The sequence below is a fragment of the Sphingomonas faeni genome, assembly GCF_030817315.1.
Classification (GTDB): domain Bacteria; phylum Pseudomonadota; class Alphaproteobacteria; order Sphingomonadales; family Sphingomonadaceae; genus Sphingomonas; species Sphingomonas faeni_C.
Window position 1 is genome coordinate 3,491,836 of record NZ_JAUSZF010000001.1, and the last position, 20,650, is coordinate 3,512,485.

The 20,650-nt window shown below is 65.7% G+C and carries 16 protein-coding genes, 1 tRNA gene and 1 pseudogene; 9 read left to right on the forward strand and 9 right to left on the reverse strand.

The window, feature by feature from the left end:
* Positions 1-100: 100 nt before the first annotated feature.
* Both QFZ54_RS16210 and ligA read right to left on the reverse strand, forming a co-directional pair.
* Positions 101-2,650 carry a TonB-dependent receptor gene (locus tag QFZ54_RS16210; RefSeq protein ID WP_307088804.1) on the reverse strand — a complete coding sequence of 850 codons (2,550 nt, stop codon included), beginning with the start codon at positions 2,648-2,650 and terminating at the stop codon, positions 101-103.
* 210 nt (positions 2,651-2,860) lie between these two features.
* The gene (gene ligA, locus QFZ54_RS16215) at positions 2,861-4,984 is read right to left on the reverse strand and encodes an NAD-dependent DNA ligase LigA (protein WP_307088806.1); all 2,124 of its coding nucleotides are present in this window, start codon (positions 4,982-4,984) and stop codon (positions 2,861-2,863) included.
* A 115-nt stretch (positions 4,985-5,099) separates the two neighbouring features.
* Here ligA and QFZ54_RS16220 point away from each other — a divergent pair, with 115 nt between their 5' ends.
* Complete coding sequence (locus QFZ54_RS16220) at positions 5,100-6,083, forward strand: SDR family oxidoreductase (RefSeq protein WP_307088808.1); 984 nt, start codon at positions 5,100-5,102, stop codon at positions 6,081-6,083.
* 182 nt (positions 6,084-6,265) lie between these two features.
* Complete coding sequence (locus QFZ54_RS16225; RefSeq protein ID WP_307088810.1) at positions 6,266-6,613, forward strand: hypothetical protein; 348 nt, start codon at positions 6,266-6,268, stop codon at positions 6,611-6,613.
* Positions 6,614-6,821: 208 nt separating this feature from the next.
* Here the strand turns inward: QFZ54_RS16225 and recN are convergent, their stop codons facing one another.
* Positions 6,822-8,486 (reverse strand): DNA repair protein RecN, encoded by a 1,665-nt coding sequence (gene recN, locus QFZ54_RS16230; protein ID WP_307088812.1) that lies wholly within the window; start codon positions 8,484-8,486, stop codon positions 6,822-6,824.
* Between the two features lie 62 nt (positions 8,487-8,548).
* The gene (locus QFZ54_RS16235; RefSeq protein WP_307088815.1) at positions 8,549-9,523 is read right to left on the reverse strand and encodes an outer membrane protein assembly factor BamD; all 975 of its coding nucleotides are present in this window, start codon (positions 9,521-9,523) and stop codon (positions 8,549-8,551) included.
* 169 nt (positions 9,524-9,692) lie between these two features.
* On the opposite strand from QFZ54_RS16235, the gene QFZ54_RS16240 reads away from it, so the two are divergent.
* Both QFZ54_RS16240 and QFZ54_RS16245 read left to right on the forward strand, forming a co-directional pair.
* A complete protein-coding gene (locus QFZ54_RS16240) occupies positions 9,693-10,517 on the forward strand; it encodes a class I mannose-6-phosphate isomerase (RefSeq protein WP_307088816.1) in 825 nt (274 codons plus the stop codon).
* 313 nt (positions 10,518-10,830) lie between these two features.
* A pseudogene (locus QFZ54_RS16245) lies at positions 10,831-11,817 on the forward strand (glycosyltransferase).
* Positions 11,818-11,855: 38 nt separating this feature from the next.
* Here the strand turns inward: QFZ54_RS16245 and QFZ54_RS16250 are convergent.
* From QFZ54_RS16250 to yajC, 4 genes are all read right to left on the reverse strand, one after another.
* Complete coding sequence (locus tag QFZ54_RS16250; protein WP_307088818.1) at positions 11,856-12,230, reverse strand: Mth938-like domain-containing protein; 375 nt, start codon at positions 12,228-12,230, stop codon at positions 11,856-11,858.
* Positions 12,231-12,365: 135 nt separating this feature from the next.
* Positions 12,366-13,331: a protein translocase subunit SecF gene (secF, locus tag QFZ54_RS16255; protein WP_307088821.1), complete on the reverse strand. Its 966-nt coding sequence runs from the start codon at positions 13,329-13,331 to the stop codon at positions 12,366-12,368.
* A 14-nt stretch (positions 13,332-13,345) separates the two neighbouring features.
* Entirely contained in the window at positions 13,346-14,950 is a 1,605-nt protein-coding gene (gene secD / locus QFZ54_RS16260; RefSeq protein ID WP_307088822.1) for a protein translocase subunit SecD, read from the reverse strand.
* The gene (gene yajC / locus QFZ54_RS16265; protein ID WP_056416442.1) at positions 14,950-15,291 is read right to left on the reverse strand and encodes a preprotein translocase subunit YajC; all 342 of its coding nucleotides are present in this window, start codon (positions 15,289-15,291) and stop codon (positions 14,950-14,952) included. The genes secD and yajC overlap by 1 nt, the downstream gene beginning before the upstream one ends.
* Before the next feature lie 170 nt (positions 15,292-15,461).
* Between yajC and QFZ54_RS16270 the strand changes: the two genes are divergently transcribed.
* Together QFZ54_RS16270 and QFZ54_RS16275 are read left to right on the forward strand one after the other, a co-directional pair.
* Positions 15,462-15,770 carry a putative quinol monooxygenase gene (locus QFZ54_RS16270; protein ID WP_307088825.1) on the forward strand — a complete coding sequence of 103 codons (309 nt, stop codon included), beginning with the start codon at positions 15,462-15,464 and terminating at the stop codon, positions 15,768-15,770.
* 93 nt (positions 15,771-15,863) lie between these two features.
* Positions 15,864-15,940, forward strand: a tRNA-Pro gene (locus tag QFZ54_RS16275).
* Positions 15,941-16,168: 228 nt separating this feature from the next.
* Here QFZ54_RS16275 and QFZ54_RS16280 read toward each other — a convergent pair.
* A complete protein-coding gene (locus QFZ54_RS16280; RefSeq protein WP_307088827.1) occupies positions 16,169-18,451 on the reverse strand; it encodes an NADP-dependent malic enzyme in 2,283 nt (760 codons plus the stop codon).
* A 525-nt stretch (positions 18,452-18,976) separates the two neighbouring features.
* On the opposite strand from QFZ54_RS16280, the gene QFZ54_RS16285 reads away from it, so the two are divergent.
* The 3 genes from QFZ54_RS16285 (at position 18,977) to hslV (ending at position 20,635) form a co-directional block, all read left to right on the forward strand.
* A complete protein-coding gene (locus QFZ54_RS16285; protein WP_307088829.1) occupies positions 18,977-19,513 on the forward strand; it encodes a glycoside hydrolase family 108 protein in 537 nt (178 codons plus the stop codon).
* A 65-nt stretch (positions 19,514-19,578) separates the two neighbouring features.
* Positions 19,579-19,851: a 3TM-type holin gene (locus tag QFZ54_RS16290; protein WP_307088830.1), complete on the forward strand. Its 273-nt coding sequence runs from the start codon at positions 19,579-19,581 to the stop codon at positions 19,849-19,851.
* 241 nt (positions 19,852-20,092) lie between these two features.
* Positions 20,093-20,635 carry an ATP-dependent protease subunit HslV gene (gene hslV, locus QFZ54_RS16295; protein ID WP_056053053.1) on the forward strand — a complete coding sequence of 181 codons (543 nt, stop codon included), beginning with the start codon at positions 20,093-20,095 and terminating at the stop codon, positions 20,633-20,635.
* Positions 20,636-20,650: the final 15 nt, after the last annotated feature.

Consider the following 20,650-nt stretch of genomic DNA (forward strand, 5'->3'; position numbering starts at 1 on the left):
CCGGTCTGATCGCAGGGTGACAGTCGCTCTCCTGGACCATAACGAGAAACGCCGCTCCATCGCTGGAGCGGCGTCCTTCGTTCTTCTCTATGTCGAAGGCTTAGAAGCCGACGATGAGCGAGCCGCTGATCGCACGCGGCGAACCGAAGTTCACGTTGGTAGAGTTCGCCGTGGTGAGGCCGCCACTGAACGATCCGATGTAGAACTTGTCGAACAGGTTCGTCAGGTTCAGCTGGATCGCCGTCTTCGGCATGCCGAACGATGCCAGCGAATAGCGCACGTCAAGATCGACGACCGTGTAGCCGCCGAACTTCTGTGTATTGATGTCGTTCAAGAAGCGCGAACCGGTGTACTTGACCTGACCGCCGACATCGAGGTTACCGAGCGAACCCTGCAAGCGGCCACCGTACATGAACTTCGGCGTATTGCGTTCGCGCTTGCCGGCTGTAGCGACCAGCGTTCCGCCGACCCCGGCAACGTTATCCTCGATTTCCGAGTGAATGTACGAACCAAAGACATAAGCCAAGACTTGCGGGATCGGACGGACAGATACGCTGCCGTCGATGCCGTACTTCTTGACGGCGCCCAGGTTCGTATCGACGCTGCACTGGCAGTCGTCGTTGAAGGCCGACACGATGCGGTTGACGTACTTCGAATACCACCCGGTGATGCCAGCCTGGACGATGCTGCGCTGGTAACGCAGACTCAGGTCGTAGCTGTCCGACGTTTCCGCCGCCGGCTGCGATGCATCACTGCTCAGGGGCACATACACTGCATTGTACAGTGTATCGGTGCTCGGAACCGAGATGTTCTTAGCATAATTGGCGGCAACGCTCGTCGTCGGCGTCAGGTGGAAGGTCGCACCGATGTTCGGCAGCAGCTTGTCGTACTTGTAGTTGCGCTGCTGCGGTGCAGCGGCGCCGGTGATGACACCAGTCGTAGCATTGACCAGATACGGGTTTGCCGCCTGATACGCTGCCAAAGCCCCACTCGACGGGCAGTCAACGTTGCCGTTCGATCCCGTGGTGAAGCAGTTCTGGTTCAGTTCGCGCTTGAAGAACGGCGCTCGGACACCCAGCAGCACAGTCAGCTTCTCTTCGAGGAACTGGCCGCGATACTCGCCGGAAACCTGGTTCAGCGTCGCGAAGGACTTGCGGTCGCGCTTTTGCACCACGTTTCCGTTCACGTCGAAGATCGGCTCGTTGACCGGGAACACATCGAACGGCTCGCCACCGGCATCGATGAAGTCCAGTTCGCCCGTCTGACGATGGTTGGCACGATCGAACGTGTACGACAGGCGGACACGGTTCTGGTCGTTCAGTTCGTAGCTCAGGTTGGCGACCGCGGTGTAGCGGTTCGTCTTCGTCTGGCTAGGGTTGAGCAGAGTGACGCGATCGAGGATGTCGCCATCGCCATTCAGGTCGCGACCGAAATAATAGCCGCCGCCGTAGAAACCGTAGAGCGATTGGCCATTCAGTACATATGCGCCCTCACGAGCGTTGCCGGTAATGGCGCCCGTCGTCCCATTGACGCTCGTCGTCACGCCGCCGCCATTCGCTTTACTCGTCTGGTAGGCAGCATCGGCTGAGAAGATCAGGCCTTCGGCGAGCGTGAAGCGCGAGTTGAACCGTGCGTTGCCCGTGTTCGATGGGTTGTAGCGACGCTCGAATGAAGTGCCGCATGCGTTCGGCAGATCGGCCAGTCCGGGGCGCGCTGCTGCCGTGTTGCAGGGGGCGCCACCGGTGGCCGCTGCCGCACCGGTGCCATAACCGATGTTGTAAAAACGACGGCTCTTGTCGACGTTGATGTTACCGTTCGCGTCGACGAAACCAGCTGCCGTCAGCGGCGAGCCGCCGAAGTTGTTACGGTTGACGTTGTAGTGACCGGCAATCGAGACGAAGTCGCCGTTGCTGCCGATGTCCTGCCAGAGTTTGGCATTGAACTGCGACTTTTGGACTCCGCCATAGTTTGCGAACGCCGGCTCGTTGTGCAGGTTGGATGCAGCAAACCAAGCCTTCGTGCCGTGGCCGGTAAAGTCGCCGGTCTGGATCATGCCAAAGACGCGCGTGTAGGGACGGTCGCCCGAACCGGGTGCAATGATGTTGCCGTACGATCCGGTTACCAGTCCGCCCATCGTGTCGCTCGGCCTGAGCGAGTTGATATTGACGGTGCCGCCGACAGCCGAAGCAGTCGGGCTGTCGACGTCGGTCGAACCGAGGTTGACGTTGACGTTCTCGATCAGCTCACTGTCGAGTTGCTGGTTCGTATAGACTGCATAGTTGCCAGAATCGTTGAGCGGCACGCCGTCGAACGTCTGCGAGATGCGGTCCGAGTTAAAGCCGCGGATCGTAAACGAGCCGCCCGACGAACCCCAGGGATCGTTGTTGGTGAAGCTGACACCGGGGACGAGGTTGAGGACTTCGTTGATCGACTGGCCAACACGCTGGCGCTGGATCAGCTCGCTGGTGATCAGGACCTTCGCCTTGGGCGAGTCGGGAATCTCGACGCCGCCTACGGCCTTTTCCTTGCGACCGCTGACGACGATCTCGGACGACTCGTCAAACGACTGTGAACCGGTCGACTGTGCGAAGGCCGCGGCTGGAATCATGAGCGCGGCGAATGCAACGCCGCAAGCAAGCATGGTACGCATCTGAATAATGTCCCCTTAGAGCCCTTGGCTCTGAATGTCGGCTTCCCACCGGACATCCGTGCCCCTGCACGCGGGATATTTCGGTTCTGTGACATTGGCGAGTCGCGAAGCGTCACATACGCACTCGGTGATGGTGCGTTGCAAAAAAGCCACGCAGTTGAACCAAGTCCGCGGCTCTGGAACCGACTTCGCGCAGAGGCGTGTTCGGCTTTAGCTTGCAGTAACGATCTCAGCCCATTCAGCTTCTGTAATGACGCGAATGCCGAGATCCGTGGCTTTTTTCAGCTTCGACCCTGCACCGGGGCCCGCGATCACCAACCCCGTCTTGCTCGACACCGAAGCCGCCACCCGCGCGCCGAGCGCTTCGGCCTGCGCCTTGGCCTCGTCGCGGCTCAGCGTTTCGAGGCTGCCCGTGAAGACCAGGATCTCGCCCGTCACCGGCGACTCGCGGGTTTCGTGGATGACATCTGCGGGCTTCACTTCGCGCAACAGGTCGAACACGACTCGGCGGTTGTGCGGTTCGGCGCAGAATCCGACCAGCGCACTCGCCACTTCGGGGCCGATCCCCGCGGTCTCGATCGCGCCGACCAGGAGCTTGTCGCGGCGGAGAACGAACTTGCGCTCTGGTTCGCCCATCACGGGCTCGATCTGGCCGCGCAGGAATACCGCGTGGCGCAACACCGAGCCGAGCGCGCGCGCCGACACATACCGTCGCGCGAGGTCACGCGCGGTAATCTCGCCGACGTGGCGGATGCCGAGCGAGAACAGGAACCGATCGAGCGGGATCGTCCGCTTCTGCTCGATCGCCGCGATGACCTTGGCGGCCCACACGCGCCCGTCCTTCTTCCGCGCGGCGAGCTGCTCCTCGGTCAGGCGGAAGATATCCGCGGGCGACTCGATCAGCCCGTCGCGGAAGAATGCCTCGATCAGCGTCTGGCCGAGCCCGCCGATGTCGAACGCGTGGCGCGAGGCGAAGTGGATCAGCCGTTCGACTCGCTGCGCCGGACAGATCAGCCCCCCGGTGCAGCGATAGACGACCTCGCCCTCTTCGCGCTCGGCGGCGGACCCGCATTCGGGGCAGGTGTGCGGGAAGACATACGCCTCGCGTTCGGCGTCCGGCGTCAAATTCTCGACGATTTGCGGAATCACGTCGCCGGCGCGCTGGACGAGCACGCGGTCGCCCGGCCGCACGCCGAGTCGCTCGATTTCGTCGGCGTTGTGCAGCGTCGCGTTGGTCACGACGACACCCCCGACGGTCACGGGCGACAGCCTCGCAACCGGGGTCATCGCGCCGGTCCGCCCGACCTGGATATCGATCCGTTCGAGCAACGTCTGTGCGCGCTCGGCGGGGAATTTGTGCGCGATCGCCCAGCGCGGCGCCTTGGCAACCTGGCCGAGCCGCGCCTGCCAGTCGAGCCGATCGACCTTGTAGACCACGCCGTCGATGTCGAACGGCAGGTCCGCGCGCTCGGCTTCGATCCGCCGATACACGTCGAGCGCCGCCGCCGTTCCTTCGACCCGCGCGAACGCATCGGCGATCGGAAAGCCCCAACCGCGCAAGGTGTCGACGACCTCGGCCTGGGTCTCGCCCGGCACGACGCTCGCCTCGCCCCAGCCATGTGCGAGGAATCGCAGCGTCCGGCTCGCGGTCACCGTCGCATCCTTCTGGCGCAACGACCCCGCGGCGGCGTTGCGCGGATTGGCGAACTGCCGCGCGTCCTTGCCGGTCTCTTCGGCCTCGGCGAGCAGGCGCGCGTTCAAGGCGGCGAAGTCGTCCTTCGCCATATAAACCTCGCCGCGAACCTCAAAGATCGCGGGTGCTTCGCCGTTCAGCTGTTGAGGAATATCGCCAATGGTCCGCACATTGGCGGTGACATCTTCGCCGACCTGCCCATCGCCCCGCGTCAGCGCCTGAACCAGCCGCCCGTCCTCATACCGCAGCGAACACGACAACCCGTCGATCTTCGGCTCCGCGGTCAGCGCCACCGGTGCATCCTCCGCCAGCTTCAGGAACCGGCGCACGCGCGCTACGAACTCCTCGACCTCCTCGTCCGCGAACGCGTTGTCGAGGCTCATCATCGCCTTGGCATGCGCGACCTTTGCCAGATGCCCGGCGGGTGCCGCACCCACAGTCCGGCTCGGCGAATCGCTCCGCACCGCGCCCGGAAACGCCGCCTCGATCGCCGTGTTGCGCCGCACCAGCGCGTCATACTCGGCATCGCTGATCTCGGGCGCGTCGTCGGTATGATAGCGCGCATTATGATACGCGATCTGCGCGGCGAGCGTCTCCAGCTCGGCGGCGGCTTCGGTCTCGGTCGCGGGAAGGTCGGGCATCGCGCCGGGTTAGGGGAGGGCGCCACCTTTCGACAAGACCTGGATCAACATCGCGTGAACATTCGCCCGACTTGCGCGCTGACATCGCAAGACATTTTTTGCAGGACACGCAATCATGACCGACACCAGCCGCCGAGACCTGTTCAAGGGCGCCGCCGTCACCGGGCTCGCCGCAGCCGCCGCGCCGGCCTTCGCGCAAGGGCAGGGGGCGGGCCAGGCGCAACTCGCCGATCCGCAGACGCGGTTCACCTCGACGCCCTTCCCCGAACAGCGCCAGAAATGGCCGGCACTCCAGCGCGACATGCGTCCCGTCCCCGATTGCGGCGAGACTAGCTATCGCGGTTCCGGACGTCTCCAGGGCCGCAAGGCGCTGGTGACCGGCGGCGACTCGGGCATCGGTCGCGCTGCGGTCATCGCATTCTCGCGCGAAGGCGCCGACGTCGCGATCAACTATTACCCGACCGAAGAACCCGATGCGCAGGACGTCGCTAAGCTGCTCCGTGCCGAGGGGCGAAAGGTCGTGCTGATCCCCGGCGACCTGACCGACGCGAAGTTCTGCAACGACCTGATCGCGCGCGCGAACCGCGAGCTCGGCGGGCTCGACATCCTAGTCAATAACGCGGCGTACCAGCAGTCGAAGGCATCGATCGCCGAGATCAGCTTCGAGCAGTTCGACCGCACGATGAAGACCAACGTCTATGCGATGTTCCACCTCTGCAAGGCGGCGATCCCGCTGATGAAGCTGGGCGCGTCGATCATCAACACGGGGTCGGTCAACTCGGTCGATCCGGGCGAGGAACTGCTGGATTACGCCACCACTAAGGGCGCGATCCTGATCTTCACCAAGGGGCTGGCGAAACAGCTCGGCAAGAAGGGTATCCGCGTCAACATGGTCGCGCCGGGCCCGGTCTGGACGCCGCTCCAGGTCGCGGGCGGGCAGCTTCCCGGCAAGATGGGCGAGTTCGGCCAGGACACCCCGCTCGGCCGTGCGGGTCAGCCGGCGGAACTGGCGTCGCTGTTCGTGACGCTGGCGGAGACGGGAACGAGCTTCACCAGTGGCAGCGCCTTCGCGGCCACGGGTGGCAGCGGGGTGCTGTAACGCTGGGATGCCGCCGCGTCATTCCACCCCGGCACCGCACTCCCCCCCCGGTACCTCACTCCGCCCCGGCGAAGGCCGGGGCCCAATTGGCAAGGCCGGTGTAACGAGGTACTACGTTCACCAAGTGACGTCTCCCAATTGGGCCCCGGCCTTCGCCAAGGTGGCATGAGGAAGAGTGTGTGATGAAAACGATTTCGTTCGTTTCGGCCGCCCTATGCCTCGCCGCCCCCGCCACCGGCCAGCAAACCCACGTCTCCCCCGCACCAGCCCCAGCGATCGGCTACGACTGGAACGACGGTTCCTCGTCTGACGACCGAGTCCAGCAATCTTTATGGCCCCGCTCCGACGCCAGTGCCGCCGGCCTCGACGACATGATCCACACCGAGCAGGCTCCGATCCACGCCGCGATCCACGAAGATGGCGCGTTCGGTAGCCGAGCCCTCCACGGCCTGCGGAAAGTCGGCGGCGACTACATCGTCGTGCCGGTGCTGAAGATCCACCTGGGTCATCCGCGGCAGGCAATGCCCTGACCAATCGGATGCCCGTAGGCAAGCTGGCCAACTTCAGCTGACCTATCCCCGGGAAATGTCGGCTCCCCTCCCTGAAAGGGAGGGGCTGGGGGTGGGTAGGTCGGCTTGTGCCGCCGACGTTCCATAATTCGGAAACCGACCCACCCCCGGCCCCTCCCTTCCAGGGGGGGGAGAAGGATTCGGGAGGTCGCGGCGATACCCCCAAAACTCAAGCCCGCTCTAACAACCGCTCCGCCTGAGCCCGCGCCTCGTCCGTAATCTGCGCCCCCGACAACATCCGAGCGATCTCTTCCCGCCGCTCGTCCTCAGACAATGCCCGCACGCCCGTCCGCGTGACCGTCCCGTCGCTGCTCTTGGCGATCAGCAGATGCTTCGCCCCCCGCGCCGCAACCTGCGGGCTATGCGTCACCACCAGCAACTGCGTACTCAAGGCCAGACGCGCGAGTCGTTCGCCGATCGCACTCGCCACCGCGCCGCCGACCCCGCGGTCGATCTCGTCGAACACCATAGTCGACGCGCCGCCCTCTTCCGCCAGCGCCACCTTCAGCGCCAGGATGAAGCGCGACAATTCGCCGCCCGACGCGATCTTGGTCAGCGCAGCAAACGGCGCCCCCGGATTGGTCGAGATCTCGAACTCCACCCGGTCCTTGCCCGCCGCCGACCAGCCGTCCTCACCAAGCGGCGCCACCACCGTCTGGAACCGAGCCGCATCCAACTTCAACGGCGCGAGTTCCCCCGCCACCGCCACATCGAGCCGCTTGGCCGCCGCCAGCCGCCGCTTCGTCAACGCATCCGACGCCGTATCGAAGGCCTTCCGCGCCGCCGCCACCCGAGCCTCGATCACCGCAATCCCACCTTCGCCCGCATCGAGCCGCTCCAGCCGCGCGCGCATCTCGTCCGCCAGCGCCGCCAGGTCGTCCGGCTGCACGCGGTGCTTCCGCGCCATCGCCCGAAGCTCGAACAACCGCGCCTCGTCATCCTCCAGCGCCCGCGGATCATACGCCATGTCCGCCCGAGCATCGCGCAGGCTCTCCTCTGCCACCGACGCCTCGATCACCGCGCGATCGACCGCCGCCAGCGCATTGCCCAGCGCCACGTGATCCTCCGCGATCCGCTCGAGCACCCGCGCGGCCTGGCGCAGCTTCGCCATCCCGCCGTCCTTGCCCTCGAGGAAGTCGTCGATCGCCGCGAGGTCGTCCGCGATCTTCTCGGCGCGCTGCATCGAGCGCCGCGTATCCGCCAGCGTCTCTTCCTCGCCCGCGACGGGCGCCAACGCGGTCAGCTCGGCAACCGTATGCTCCAACCACTCGCGATCCCGCGCCGCCGTCTCGATATCCGCGCGCGCCGCCGCCAGTTCCGCCTCGGCCGCGCGAAACGCCGCATAAGCCTTGCCCGTAGCCCCAGGTTCGGTCCGCCCGAAAATGTCGAGCAACGCCCGATGCCCCCGCGCATTCAACAACCCGCGCTCGTCATGCTGCCCGTGGATTTCGACCAAATGAGGCGCCATCTCGCGCAGCAAACCCGCCGAGGCCGGCTGATCGTTGACGAACCCGCGACTGCCGCCATCCGCCTTGACGATGCGCCGCACGATCAGCGGCTCGCCGCGCTCGATCTCCAGCCCGTTCTCGTCGAATAACAAGGCAAGCGGCGACTCGGGGGCAGGGGCATCGAACGTCGCGGTAACCACCGCCTGCGCCGCGCCATGCCGCACCAGCCCGCTATCGCCGCGCCCACCAAGCGCCAGCCCCAGTGCGTCAAGCAGGATCGACTTGCCCGCCCCGGTCTCGCCGGTGAGCACGCCCAACCCCTCGCCGAATCCCAGATCCAGCGCCTCGATCAGCACCACGTCGCGAATGGAAAGGTCTGTCAACATCACGCGCGTCCTAAACCATTCGCATGGGATGTTGATCCCCAATTGTTCTCGTATTCGTGGACTCAGGTCCCCGGAGTCGTCCGCGTCGCGCTGCCCGGACCGACCGGCGCCGGCGTCGAGACGCTGCCCGAGCCGGTACCACCGGAGCCGTCCTTCACCTTGGGGATATCGATCGGCCCGGTCGCCGGCGCGCCCGCGGTCCCGGTCGGCACGGCGACCTCGCCCGGCGCCAGCGGCGCGATCGGCTTTACCGGATGCTCCTGCATCAGCGTGTAGGCATGATCGTACCAGTCGGTGCCCGGATAGTTGCGGCCGAGCACCGCGGCGGCCTTCTCGGCCTCGATCGGCACGCCGAGCTGCAGATACGTCTCGGTCAGCCGCATCAGCGCTTCCGGGGTGTGCGTGGTCTGCTGGAACTTGTCGACCACAGTGCGGAACCGGCCGTTCGCCGCGAGCCACTGACCGCGCGTCTCGTAGAACCGCCCGATCTCCATCTCCTTGCCGGCGAGATGGTCGTTGACCAGATCGATCTTCAGCCGCGCATCCGATGCATAGCGCGTGTTCGGATAGCGACGCATCAGCTCGCCGAGCGAATCGAGCGCCTGCCGCGTGATCTTCTGGTCACGCGTAACGTCGGTGATCTGCTCGTAATAGCCGAGCGCGATCAGATAATAGGCGTAGGGCGCATCGCGGTTACCCGGATGGACCGCGAGGAAGCGCTGCGCCGAGCTGATCGACGCGGTGTAATCCTTGGCGAGGTAATAGCTGAACGCCGACATGATCTGCGCACGGCGCGCCCAGATCGAATACGGATGCTGGCGCTCGACCTCGTCGAACAACTGAGCGGCTTCCTTGTACCGCCCCTGGTCGAGCCGCGCCTTGGCGGTCGAGTACAGCGTCCCCACGTCGCGCGCGACATAGGGCAGGTCGCCCTTGGCGGAACGACCCGCGCAACCGGCCATGGGGAGCGCAAGCGCGGCGATGAGCGTGACGGCAAGGGCACGCGGCACGCTCGGAAGGGACTGGGGGATACGCATCGGCGTTGTCCTTAGCGTATGCGGGGCTTCACGAACAATCCCTTTCGCCGACCCCGCCCGGGCCCTGGAAGCCCGCGATGTGGCCGCCGTCCATGGGGGCTTTCCGTGGACCGGATCGCACGGCAATAGTCGTGCGTTGCCGACACGTCATTCCAGTCGAGGATTTTCCATGCCCGCCACCCTGCTGCACACCCACCGCGTCGAGAAGCCCTGGGGTCGCGACACGCTCTGGCCCGGTTTCGAGGATCCCGCCGCCGGCTCGCCCCCGATCGGCGAAGTCTGGTTCCAGGAACCCGGCAACACCACGCCCGACCTGCTGATCAAATACCTGTTCACCAGCGAGAAGCTGTCGGTCCAAGTCCATCCCAACGACGAACAGGCACATGAACGCGGCCTTCCGCGCGGCAAGGACGAGTGCTGGACGATCCTCGCCGCCGAGCCGACCTCGACGATCGCGGTAGGCACGAAGCAGCCCATGTCGAAGGATGACCTGCGGGCGTCGGCGATCGACGGCACGATCGAGGACAAGCTCGACTGGAAGCCGGTCCAGCCCGGCGACTTCATGTATTGCGCGTCCGACACGATCCACGCGATCGGCGGCGGCCTGACGGTCATCGAGGTCCAGCAGAACTCCGAGACGACCTACCGCCTCTTCGATTACGGCAGCGACCGCGAGCTTCACCTGGACGACGGCGTCGACGTCGCCGACCCCACGCCCTACGTCCCCGTCGCGCCGCCGATCGAGATCGAGACGGGCCGTACGATCATGGTCGAGGGCCCCAAGTTCGTACTCGAGCGCTGGAAGGGCGGCGACCACGTCGTCAACCTGCCCGAAGGCACGACCGGCTGGGTGATCCCGATCACCGGCTCGGGCGACGTAGCGGGCGTCGCGTTCAAGGCCGGCGAATGCGCCACGATGACCGGCAGCGAAACGGTCTCGACAAGCCCCGACGCCGACGTGCTGTTCGCCTATCCGCTAGCAAAGCGGATCTGAGGGCACGACGCTCCAACGCCCGTTCCACTGCACTTCCTCGTTCTCCCGCGAAGGCGGGAGCCCAGCCTGGGTCCCCGCCTCCGCGGGGAAACATAGTGATCGAGCGATGACGCTCCCTCAAGTTACCACCACCCCGGCGAAGGCCGGGGCCCAGGTGGAAAGGTGGCAATAACGAAGCGCCACGCTCCGTTAGCTACGTCCCCCAACTGGGCCCCGGCCTCCGCCGGGGCGGCAGTTACCATCGAGCTCGCACCTCAAAACCAAGCCCCCCAAACTCACCCCGAATTAACCCACCCCCACTAACCCCAAAACAATGCTCCGCATCCTAACCCTATCCACGCTATTCCCCGACGCCACCCGCCCAAATTTCGGCATCTTCGTCGAACGCCAGACGCTAGGCCTGGCCGCCCACCCGAAAATATCCCTCCAAGCGGTGGCACCCATAGGCCTCTCCCCAGGCCCACTCCGCCACCTCGGCCACTACGCAGCCCTAGCCAAACTCCCGAAGCAAGAACGGTGGAAAGGCATCCAACTGCACCGCCTCCGCTTCACCGTCCAACCGTTCTTCCAGGGCCGCCACCACGCCGCAGCATTGCAGCGCGCCCTCATCCCCATCGTCGGCACAATCCGCGAAGACTTCGCGTTCGACGTCATCGACGTCTGGTTCATCTTCCCCGACGCCCCGCCGCCATCGCGCTCGGCCGGCGCTACGACGTCCCCGTCTCGATCAAGGCGCGCGGATCCGACATCCACCATTGGGGCAACGCGCCCGCCACCGCCGCCCAGGTCCGCGACGCAGGCGGCGACGCCGCGGGCATGCTCGCGGTCAGCGCCGCGATGAAGGCCTACATGGTCGCGATGGGACTGCCCGCCGACCGTATCCGCGTCCACAACACCGGCGTCGACCAGGACCGCTTCCACCCCATCGACCGCGCAGCGCCCAAGGCAGCACTCGGCATCTTCGGCCCGCTCCGAAGTCCCCAGGCTGATCGCAACCGCCGACGTCACCGCGCTAGTGTCGAGTTCGGAGGGCCTCGCCAACGCCTGGATCGAGTCGTTCGCCTGCGGCACCCCGATCGTCATCACCGACGTCGGCGGCGCGCACCACATGGTGACATCAGCCGAAGCAGGCCGCGTAACGATCGCCGACCCGCTAGCGTTCGCCGCCGCGATCGGCACGCTCTTGGCCGACCCACCATCGCCCCAGGCGACCCGCGCCACGGTCGCCAGTTTCACCTGGGAAACCAACACCGCCGCACTCTACGAACACCTCGCGACGCTAGCCGCGAGACGCTTCTAAACAACCCTCCCCCGCGGGGGGGGATCAACAGTCTCAGATCAGCCCTCGAGCGGGTACAGCGCCGCCACGATCCAACGCCCTTCGCCACGCAACACCGCCCAAGCCCGAGCGGCAGCACGGCTGTCCATAGCCTCGATCCCGAACCCTCGCGCCTCGACCGCCCGCTTGAAAGCAAGCGGCGGCTGACGCAGCGCGGAACCGGTCCCCAGCAAGAGAAATTCCGGCGCCGGATCCAGCGCCAGCAACGCCGCAACATCCGCCTCGCCGAGCGCCTCGAACGCCGGTGGCTCCCAGCCGTCCGCGCGCTCGGGACTGATCGACAACGCGGTGTAATAGCCGTCGTCGACCTTGAACCCAGCCGGACCGATCGCCGAGATTATCGGCCCATCGGTCTTCTCGCGGTCCATCCTCATAACGCCACCGTTTTGGTCAAATAACGTCCGTCATCCCCGCGGAGGCGGGGACTCAGATTGGCAACCGCCAGCGACTCGATCGAGACGGCAGCCACTATGGGTTCCCGCCTGCGCGGAATGACAGGGGCGTGGAAATCAACGCTCGACCTTTGGACCCACGCGCTCCGCCCCGTCTTGGACGCCGCCTTTGCGCGGGGCAGGGTCGGCGCGCAGACCCAGCGTGATCAGCAGCGACGACGACACGTAGATCGACGAGTACGTCCCGACGACGATGCCCAGGATCATCGCCGCGGTGAACCCGCGCAGCACGTGGCCCCCGAGGATCAGCATCGCGAACAGCGCGAGCAGGATCGTCACCGAGGTCATCACGGTCCGCGGCAGCGTCTCGTTCACCGAAAGGTCGATGATCTCGCGCATGTCCATCTTCCGATACCGGCGCATGTTTTCGCGGATACGGTCGTCGATCACGATCTTGTCGTTGATTGAATAGGAGATGATCGTCAGCACCGCCGCGACGATGTTCAGGTCGAACTCGAACTGAGTCAGCGCGAAGAAACCGAGCGTCATCAACAGATCGTGGACGATCGCGACGACGGTCGAGACGCCGAACTGCCACTCGAACCGCACCACCGCGAACAATGCGATGCCGAGGATCGCGAGGCCGACGGCCAGCAAGCCCTTGTTGATCAGCTCGTCCGAAACCTTGCCCGAGATCGTGTCGTACTTCGAGAACGTCGCGCCGGGGAACTTCACGGCGAGGTCGTCCGACACCTTCTTGACGAGGCGGTTGGTCGCGCCTTCGTCACCGGCGGGGACGGGCAGGCGGATCGACAGCGTCTTGGGATCGCTGAACGACTGGATCGAGGCTTCGCCGACGCCGAGCCGGTCGACTTCGGTACGGACCGCGTCGATCGACGGCGCGGTTGCGAACTTCTCTTCGATCAGCACGCCGCCGACGAAGTCGACGCCCATGTTGAGGCCCTTGGTGACGACGAGTCCGGCCGCCAGCAACGACAGCAGCAGGGTCAGCCCGAACGCCCATTTGCGGAGTGAAACGAACTTCAGGTTCGTGTTGTCGGGTACGAGTTTCAGCAGGCGCATGGTAATCTCCCGCCTCAAATATTGATCGTGGTGGGGCGGTTCTTCCGCAGCCACAGCGCGACCATCATCCGGGTGAACGTGACGGCGGTGAACACCGAGGTGCAGATCCCGATCAACAGCACGACCGCGAAGCCCTTCACCGGACCCGAGCCGAGCAGCAGCATGATCACGCCGGTGATGGCGTGCGTCACGTTCGCCTCGAAGATCGTCCGGCTCGCTTCCTTGTAGCCGAGCTCGACCGACTGGACGACGCTACGCCCGCGTCGCCGCTCTTCGCGGATCCGCTCGTTGATCAGCACGTTGGCATCCACCGCGGTACCGATCGTCAGCACGAAGCCGGCGATACCGGGCAAGGTCAGCGTCGCGTTCAGCATCGCCATGACGGCGACGATGACTAGGATGTTGATGACCACCGCGAGGTTCGCATACAGGCCGAACCGGCCATAGGTCACGAACATGAACACGATCACGAGCAGCGCGGCGACGATCGACGCCAACACGCCCGCACGGATCGAATCCTTGCCGAGGTCGGGGCTGACGGTGCTCTCGGCGATCGTCTTCAGTGCGACCGGCAGCTTGCCCGATCGCAGCGTGATCGCCAGCGCGTTCGCCGACTCGACCGTGAAGTTGCCCGAGATCGACGCGCGCCCACCAAGGATCGGCTCGTTGATGTTCGGTGCGGAGATCACCGAATTGTCGAGGATGATCGCGAACGGCTTGCCGGTGTTCTCGGTCGTGACCTTGGCGAAGCGACGTCCGCCAACCGCGTTGAACGTGATCGCCACCTGCGGCGCGTTGGTCTGCGGCTCGAACTCCTGGCGCGCATCGGCGAGCTGATCGCCCGAGATGATCACCGAGCGCTTGACCGCGATGAACGGCACGCCCTGCGGATTGCCAGGGTAGGGGAGGACCTGGCTGCCGATCGGCGCGATGCCCTTGACCAGATCGGCCGGGTTCGCGGTCTCGTCGACCAGCTTGAATTCCAGCTTGGCGGTCTTGCCGAGCAGATCCTTCAGCGCCTGCGGGTTCTTCAACCCCGGCACCTGGACGACGATCCGAGTCGCGCCCTGGCGGACGATCGTCGGCTCCTTGGTGCCCAGTTCGTCGATGCGACGGCGGACGACTTCGGTCGCATCGTTCATCGCCGTGTCGATCGCCTGGGTCAGGCCGGCTTCGGTCGGCTTGAGCACGAAGCGGCTCGTGTCGACGACGTTGATGTCCCATTCGCGCTGGCCGCTCATGCCCGCGCCACCGCCGGTGATCGCCAGTAGGCGCTCGCGTGCCGCATCGACTTGGCTCGGGTCACGAAGCAGGAAGGTCAGCTGGCCGCCCCGCGTCGAAATATCCCCGATCTCGATCCGCGGCGTTCCGTTGCGCATCGTCCCCGCGACGCTGTCGCGCATCGCCTCGATCCGCGTCGCGGCGAGGTCGGCGGTATCCGCCTCGAGCAGCAGATAGCTGCCGCCGGCGAGATCCAGTCCGAGATTGACGCGGGAATGCGGGATCCACCCCCATTTGCTCGTGGTGCTCTCGGGGAGGAAACTCGGGACCGCCAGCAGGCACAATGCCACCAGCAACCCGATGATCGACCCGACCTTCCAGCGCGGAAAATCCAGCATCAGTCGTTTGCCGGCTTCGTGTTCGGGCTGGTGATGTCGGTCAGCGTCGCCTTGACGACTCGCACGCGGACGTTCGGCGCGATCTCGACCTCGACGACGTTATCCTCGACCTTGGTGACCTTGCCCAGGATGCCGCCCGACGTGACGACGCTGTCGTTCTTCTTGACCGCGGCGACCGACGCCTGCAGCGCCTTCATGCGCTTTTGCTGCGGGCGGATCATCAGGAAATAGAACACGACGAACACGAGGAAGAGCGGCGCGAGGCTCAGGAACGAGGCGATCCCGCCCCCGGCCGTGGCGGCGCCGTCTGCGGCCTGGGCGTATGCTGGTGAGATGAACATGGAGTTCCGTATCTGTGAAGGGTGGCTCGGTTCGCGCGCCGCGCGGCCGGTCGCAATGGTCCGCCCGCTATCATCGCTTGGTGTCGCGTGCAACTGAGGTGGCGGCGGACGGTTCGTGTAGAGACCACGACGAAGTTCGGGCGAAACCGCTACGAAACAGGAGAGACGCGATGATTCTGGTGATGGGACATATCAAGCTGGCCGCCGGCGAAGGCGCCAAGATCGCCGATATTCTGATCGCGCACATGGCCGCCTGCGCCGCGGAGGACGGATGCGAGTTCTACAATCTCGCGCTCGATCTCGTCGATCCGGACCTGATCCGGATATCCGAACGCTGGGCCAGCCCCGAGGCCCTCGCCGCGCACGGCCAGGCCGATCACCAGAAGGCGTTCGGCCGCGCGCTCGGCGGGTTCACCATCGAGCAGGTCAGCGTGAAGGCCTATGACGGCAGCTTCTGGCGCACGCTGATGGGCGAGTAAGGCAATTCTCGCGGGCAAGCGGCGTTGCGACTTGCATCGCGCGCCGACCCTGCGTAGAGCGCGCGGCTCGGGCTGCTATGCGGCCCGTTCGGTCGGAGCGTAGCGCAGCCTGGTAGCGCACCACACTGGGGGTGTGGGGGTCGCAGGTTCGAATCCTGTCGCTCCGACCATTTTCTTACATCGGTAAAAAAGACGCGGCGCTGCCAAGGCGGCCATTCCCTTGATCGTGCGCCACGCTCGCACTTCCACAACGCGCTCCCCTCCCTGAAAGGGAGGGGCTGGGGGTGGGTAGACCAGCTTGAGCCACCCCCGTTCGAACCCGCGGAAACCGACCCACCCCCAACCCCTCCCTGCCAGGGAGGGGCGAAGAAGGAGAGAAGGAGAGAAGGAACGAGGACTTACGCCGTCTCGCTCACCGTCGCCGCCTGACCCACCGCGATCGCGCTCAAATTCACGATCCCGCGTGCGGTCACGCTTGGCACCAGCATCTGCAGCGGCTTGGCGAGCCCCAGCAACATCGGCCCCATCGGCGCCGATTCGGTCGAGGCGGACAACAGCGACACCGCGATGTTCGCCGCGTCGATATTCGGCATCACCAGCAAATTCGCCGACCCCGTCAGCGGGCTATCCCCCACCAATCGCCGCCGCAGCGCCTCGGACAGCGCCGCATCGCCGTGCATCTCGCCGTCGAACTCGAACTCCGGCGCGAACTCCTTCAGTAACGCATGCCCCGCGCGCATCTTCTGTGCGGACGGCGACCGCGACGCACCGAAGCTCGAATGCGACAACAGTGCCGCCTTCGGCTCGATCGCGAACGCACGGACCGCTTCGGCCGCCAGCATCGTCATCTCGGCGATCTGCTCGGCGGTCGGATCGACCGTCACGTGCGTATCGCAGAAGAACAGGCTTCCGGTGCGCAGGATCACCGCGGACATCGCATACAGCCGCGACACGCCCGGCATCCGCGGCAACAGCGGCATGACGTAGGTCATCTGCGTCCACCAGTCGCCGATCCCGCCACACAAGGCCGCATCGACGCGCCCCTCGCGCAACAGCATCGCTGCCGCCACGCTGGGCCGCGTCCGCAGCGCACGCTCGGCACTGTCGGGCGGCGTGCCGCGACGGCCGACCAGCGCGCTATAGCCCGCCAGCAGCGGCTCGAAGACTTCGCGATCGGTAGCCGGATCGAGCACCTCGACGTCGGTGCCGATCGTCATGCGCAGACCGCTCGACTCGATCTTCTCGGCGATCACCTCGCGCCGCCCGATCAGCACCGGCCGACCGATGCCCTCGTCGATCACCGTCTGCACCGCGCGCAGCGTCCGCGGGTCCTCGCCCTCGCCATACGCGATCGAGCGCCCCGCCTGCTTGGCACGCGCGAAGATCGGCCGCATCAGCTGGCCCGAGCGGTACACGAACACTTCGAGGTCACGCAGGTACGCGTCGAAATCCTCGATCGGCCGCGTCGCCACGCCCGACTCCATCGCCGCCTTCGCCACAGCCGGCGCGACGTGCAGGATCAGCCGCGGATCGAACGGCTTGGGAATGATGTAGGTCGGCCCGAACACGGGCGTCGCGCCGCCGTATGCGGTGACGACCACGTCCGAAGCCGTAGCGCGCGCGAGTGCAGCGATCGCATCGACCGCAGCGACCTTCATCGCCTCGTTGATCTCGGTTGCGCCGACATCGAGCGCACCGCGGAAGATGAACGGGAAGCACAGGACGTTGTTGACCTGGTTCGGGAAATCCGAACGCCCGGTCGCGATGATCGCATCGGGCCGCGTCGCATGCACCAGCGCCGGCTGGATCTCGGGCTCCGGGTTCGCCAGCGCCAGGATCAGCGGATCGGGCGCGAGCAGATGCAGCCATTCCTGCTTCAGCACGCGCGGCGCGGACAGCCCGAGGAAGATGTCCGCCCCCTCCAGCACGTCCGGCAAGGTCCGCGCATTCGTCTTGCGTGCATAGCGCGCCATGTTCGGCGGCATCACGTCGCCGCGATCGGCATGCACGACGCCGGCGATATCGGTCAGCGTCACGTTCTCGGGGTTAAGCCCCATCGACACCAGCAGATCGACCGTCGCCAGCGCCGCGGCGCCCGCGCCCGACGTCACGAGCTTCATCTGGTCGAGCCGCTTGCCGCGCAGTTCGAGCACGTTGCGGACTGCCGCTGCACACACGATCGCGGTGCCGTGCTGGTCGTCGTGGAACACCGGGATGTTCATCACCTCGCGCAGCTTCGTCTCGATCTCGAAGCATTCGGGCGCCTTGATGTCCTCGAGATTGATCCCGCCGAACGTCGGCTCCAGCACGCGGACCGCCTCGATGAACGCCTGCGGATCGAGCTGGTCGATCTCGATGTCGAAACAGTCGATCCCGGCGAATTTTTTGAAGAGCACCGCCTTGCCCTCCATCACCGGCTTCGACGCCAGCGCGCCGATCGCCCCGAGCCCCAGAACCGCAGTGCCGTTGGTGATGACCGCGACCAGATTGCCGCGCGCGGTATAATCACGCGCCTTGTCCGGATCCGCGGCGATCTCCTCGCACGCAGCGGCGACGCCCGGCGAGTAGGCGAGCGCCAGATCGCGCTGCGTCGCCATCCGCTTGGTCGCCTCGACCGAGAGCTTCCCCGGCTTCGGATAGCGGTGATAATCGAGCGCGGCCTTGCGGAAATCGTCTTCCATGGTCTTCCTAACCTGTCGGCCGCGGCGGCGACCGGGTGGATCCAGAGCGCACGGGCAGGACCCGCGGCATCGAATGTTCAAGGGAGCGCATAGCCTTAGGGGCACCAATCCGCCAACCCCGCGCGGACGTAGCGTCGGTTTGGATAGGCGGGGGGGGGAGGCGCACCGTCACCCCAACCCTACCACCACCCCGGCGAAGGCCGGGGCCCAATTGGAACGTCGGAAATAACGAAGCGCCGCCCTCAGCCAGCCCCGTCCCCCAATTGGACCCCGGCCTCCGCCGGGGCGGGGCAGACGCGGAAAGGGTCGGGCAAGCTCCTAGACTTCACCCCTCCCTGGAAGGGAGGGGCCGGGGGTGGGTCGGCTTCCGCATACAAACCCGTCGCGACCCAAGCAGGCCAACCCACCCCCAACCCCCCCCCTCCAGGGAGGGGAGCAAGGAAGGCGGGAGGCAAACACCAAAACCCCTGTCCTACAACGAACCAATATGGTTCGCTCCCCCCCAATAAAGCCGGGGACCACACCATGACCATCCACACCCTAATCGAAGCCGTAATCGACCGCGAAGGCGGCTACACCAACCACCCCGCAGACCGAGGCGGCCCCACCCGCTACGGCATCACGGAAAGCGTAGCCCGCACCAACGGCTACCCCGGCGACATGCGCAATTTCCCCCGCCACCAAGCCGAAGACATCTACCGCCGCCTCTACTGGACCCGCCCAGGCTTCGACCAGATCGCCCCCCGAGCCCCCAAAATCGCCGAAGAACTCTTCGACACCGGCGTAAACATGGGCCCCGCGGTCGCCGCCACCTTCCTCCAACGCGCGCTCAACGCACTGAACCGCGGCGCCACCGACTACCCCGATATGACCCTGGACGGCCGCATCGGCCCCGCCACGCTCACCGCCCTCGACGCCTTCCTCGCGCGCCGAAAACCCGGCGGAGAAACCGTGCTCCTAAAAGCGATCGAGGCGCTCCAGGGCGAACGCTACGTCGCCCTCGCCGAAACCCGCCCAGCCAACGAAGCCTTCCTCTACGGCTGGCTCGCCAACCGCACCTGAGACCGCGGAACGAAACGCTCCCAGCGTCTATACTTCCTATACTTCACTTTTGCCGGAGGCAGCCAATGACCCCGCAACCCCTTGATCCAGCACCAAATCCCGCCCCGGCCGACCTGTGGGTCACCAGAGCCCGCCCGACCTTCCTCTACGTCATGTACACGCTGCTTCTCGGCGCAATTCCCGCAGGCCTGATCGCCGCCGTCCGCCCGCAAATGGCCCAAGCGATCGCGGCAGGAATGGCGGCATACCTCAACGCAATCCCCGAACCCCTCTACGCCCTCTTCGGCACCGGCTACCTCGGCTACACGGTGGCGCGGGAATGGGGAAAGGGACGGTGACCACCCAAACCGTTGGAGCCGGCAGACTCACCGATTCCGTCATTCCCGCGGAGGCGGGAACCCATATTGGCTGAACTCGGCGATGAAGGGCTGAGGTCCAAGGGTCTGGATCCCCGCCTGCGCGGGGATGACGGCGTTGGGGCAGTGGCGGTGGTATACCTGTGTTGTCTCTCCGACCCCCGACCGTTGCACCTCCAAAACCAAACCCTACATCGCTCGCATGAGCAACGACCCCCACGCCATGCCGACATGGCACGGCACCACGATCCTCTCGGTCCGCCGCGGCGGCAAGGTCGTCGTCATCGGCGACGGCCAGGTCTCGATGGGCCAGACCGTCATGAAACCCAACGCCCGCAAAGTCCGCCGCCTCGGTGACGGCAGCGTCATCGGCGGGTTCGCCGGCGCCACCGCCGACGCGTTCACGCTGTTCGAACGCCTCGAACGCAAACTCGAAGCGCATCAGGGTCAGCTCCTGCGCGCCGCGGTCGAACTCGCCAAGGACTGGCGCACCGACAAGTTCCTCCGCAATCTCGAGGCGATGATGATCGTCGCCGACAAGGATGTGACGCTGATTCTTACCGGCAACGGCGACGTGCTAGAACCCGAAAACGGCGTCGCCGCGATCGGCTCCGGCGGCAACTACGCCCTCGCCGCCGCCCGAGCGCTGGTCGAGTACGAGACCGACGCGGAGGTCCTGTGCCGCAAGGCGATGCACATAGCGTCCGAACTCTGCGTCTACACCAACGACCGCCTCACGGTCGAAACGATGGATTCGACCACGTAATCCCTTCTTCCCCTC

Excerpts from the sequence above, each read along its gene's own strand:
- QFZ54_RS16210 (WP_307088804.1), bottom strand. The coding sequence starts at position 2,650 with ATGCGTACCATGCTTGCTTGCGGCGTTGCATTCGCCGCGCTCATGATT.
- ligA (WP_307088806.1), bottom strand. The coding sequence starts at position 4,984 with ATGCCCGACCTTCCCGCGACCGAGACCGAAGCCGCCGCCGAGCTGGAG.
- QFZ54_RS16220 (WP_307088808.1), top strand. The coding sequence starts at position 5,100 with ATGACCGACACCAGCCGCCGAGACCTGTTCAAGGGCGCCGCCGTCACC.
- QFZ54_RS16225 (WP_307088810.1), top strand. The coding sequence starts at position 6,266 with ATGAAAACGATTTCGTTCGTTTCGGCCGCCCTATGCCTCGCCGCCCCC.
- recN (WP_307088812.1), bottom strand. The coding sequence starts at position 8,486 with ATGTTGACAGACCTTTCCATTCGCGACGTGGTGCTGATCGAGGCGCTG.
- QFZ54_RS16235 (WP_307088815.1), bottom strand. The coding sequence starts at position 9,523 with ATGCGTATCCCCCAGTCCCTTCCGAGCGTGCCGCGTGCCCTTGCCGTC.
- QFZ54_RS16240 (WP_307088816.1), top strand. The coding sequence starts at position 9,693 with ATGCCCGCCACCCTGCTGCACACCCACCGCGTCGAGAAGCCCTGGGGT.
- QFZ54_RS16250 (WP_307088818.1), bottom strand. The coding sequence starts at position 12,230 with ATGAGGATGGACCGCGAGAAGACCGATGGGCCGATAATCTCGGCGATC.
- secF (WP_307088821.1), bottom strand. The coding sequence starts at position 13,331 with ATGCGCCTGCTGAAACTCGTACCCGACAACACGAACCTGAAGTTCGTT.
- secD (WP_307088822.1), bottom strand. The coding sequence starts at position 14,950 with ATGCTGGATTTTCCGCGCTGGAAGGTCGGGTCGATCATCGGGTTGCTG.
- yajC (WP_056416442.1), bottom strand. The coding sequence starts at position 15,291 with ATGTTCATCTCACCAGCATACGCCCAGGCCGCAGACGGCGCCGCCACG.
- QFZ54_RS16270 (WP_307088825.1), top strand. The coding sequence starts at position 15,462 with ATGATTCTGGTGATGGGACATATCAAGCTGGCCGCCGGCGAAGGCGCC.
- QFZ54_RS16280 (WP_307088827.1), bottom strand. The coding sequence starts at position 18,451 with ATGGAAGACGATTTCCGCAAGGCCGCGCTCGATTATCACCGCTATCCG.
- QFZ54_RS16285 (WP_307088829.1), top strand. The coding sequence starts at position 18,977 with ATGACCATCCACACCCTAATCGAAGCCGTAATCGACCGCGAAGGCGGC.
- QFZ54_RS16290 (WP_307088830.1), top strand. The coding sequence starts at position 19,579 with ATGACCCCGCAACCCCTTGATCCAGCACCAAATCCCGCCCCGGCCGAC.
- hslV (WP_056053053.1), top strand. The coding sequence starts at position 20,093 with ATGCCGACATGGCACGGCACCACGATCCTCTCGGTCCGCCGCGGCGGC.